The organism is Alloyangia mangrovi (assembly GCF_002300555.2).
GTDB lineage: Bacteria > Pseudomonadota > Alphaproteobacteria > Rhodobacterales > Rhodobacteraceae > Salipiger > Salipiger mangrovi.
This window is the reverse complement of the sequence record NZ_NTHN02000126.1, coordinates 1-1,844: the sequence shown is the minus strand read 5'-3', so window position 1 is coordinate 1,844 and position 1,844 is coordinate 1. Positions and strand designations below refer to the sequence as shown.

General features: G+C 70.4%; 1 protein-coding gene. It reads right to left on the bottom strand.

Annotation, left to right across the window (positions count from 1 at the left end; all coding sequences use genetic code 11):
* Positions 1-16: 16 nt before the first annotated feature.
* A partial coding sequence (locus tag CLG85_RS27020; protein WP_260350379.1) for a YhdP family protein occupies positions 17-1,844 on the bottom strand: 1,828 nt, incomplete at its 5' end.

Here is a 1,844-nt window from a genome sequence, read left to right as displayed (position 1 = left end):
GCGTCGCGCGACGTATTCAACTCGGGCCGACCTGCCCCGGAGACATCGCCGCGGCCCCCCCCGCGCGCAGCACCGGCAGCGAAAGGCGCCGCAGCGTGCCATCGGCGTTGAGCGCCACCGAGCCCTGCGCCGTCAACCCTGGCGCCTTGAGTGCCAGCTTCTCGACCGAGACCGGCGCGCCCAGCGTCGCCTCGAGATCGAGCGATCCCGTGCCCGCCTGCGACAGCCGCCAGCCAAGTTGCGGCAGCGACACGCCGAGCCCCGCCATGTCCGAGGTCAGCACCAGCTGCGGCGGCTGTCCATGTGCGAGGGTGATATCGACCCGGCCGCGCCCCTCGCCCGAGAAAGTGCCCTTGGGCAGACCAATCCCCAGCGCCTGCGAGACCGCCTCGGAGAGCACCACCTCGCCCTCGACCTTGCCCGGTGTGCCGGGGGTAAAAGATTGCGTCCAGGTGCCGTCGAAGGGCGCGCCCGACAGGTCCCCCTTGCCGCCGACGCTCACCCCGGTGTCATCCACGGCGACGTAGAACTCATCGGCGCTCAGCACCTTGCCCGGCACGATCTCGGCGCTTTCCACACCGGTGACGGTGCCGTCGGCGATCACGGTGATCTCCTCGCGCTGCACCCCGTGCTTGAGCGGGGTGACGATGCGCACGTCCGCCGCGACCTCGCCGGTGCCGAGCGCCACGGGCTTGTTCGCCTTCTTCATGACCTCGAGCGGTGGCTCGTCGAGGAAGGAAAGCGTGGCCTCGAGGCTTCCGGTGGCATGCACGTTGACCTCGCCCATCATCGGCCGTTCGGTCAGGTCAGGGATTACGAAGCTCGACCCCTTGCCCTGCAGCACCCCGCCCTGCCGCGGGCGGGCCTCGCCGCTGTCCAGCGCCACCGTCAGCCGGTTGCGCAGGAAGGTGAGCTGCCCCACCCCCTCGTAGAGGCGCGGGAGGGTGCGCGAGTAGGTCAGCTCGACCCCGGTGAAGCGGCTCTGCAAGTAGGGCACGAGGTGGCCACCCGGCTCGAGCCGCAGCGCCGCTTTCACGTCATGGAAGGTGCCCGCGTAGATGTTCTTCTCGACCCAGTCGCGCGCCTTTTCCCCTGCAGAGGGCGGCCAGTAGGCAAGCAGCGTCTCGGGGGTCAGCCGGTCAAGCTCCGCGTCCAGCGCCATGTGCCACCCGCCCTCTTCGGCCGAGAGCGTGCCGCTGGCCCGCAGCGGCAGCGCCGGGTCGGTGACCCGGAGCCGCCCGAGCTCGAAACGGAAGGGATTGAAGCTGAGCCGCCAGTCGGTCTCGGCCCCGGAGAGCTTGAGCTTGTCCTCGAAGAACCCCTCGGGATCGGCCTCGAGCCGGGAAAAGCGGAACTGGCCGACCATCGCGTCGGGCATCCCCTGCGAGAGCCCTTCGAGCACAGCCCGCCCGTCCGAGACCATCGTGCCGATCGCGCTCTTCACCGAGATCTCGTCGAAACTGAGCGTCGCCGTCGCGGGATCGAAGGAGAAATAGGTGCGCGCCTCCTCGAAGGGGATCGGCTGGGTGTCCGCGCGCGGCTGCAGCACGCCCGCGCCGATCTGCAGCGTGGCGGACATCTCGCCAAGGTCGCTCGCCCCGGTCAGCGAACCGCGCAGCGAGCCCGAGATCGGCGCGCGCAGCCCGTTGAGCCAGGCCAGCGCAGGGGCCTGGGTCGCAATGTCCTGCGCATCGAGGCTGTTCAGCGTCACGCCGAAGCTGGCGCTGCCGCTGCCGATGGGGCTTTCGGCATTGAAGGAGAGCGTTGCCGGCACGTCGCCGCGCCCGAGCAGCGCCACATCCCCAGACAGCGCCAGCGCCGCGCCGTCGCGGCGCAGGCCGATG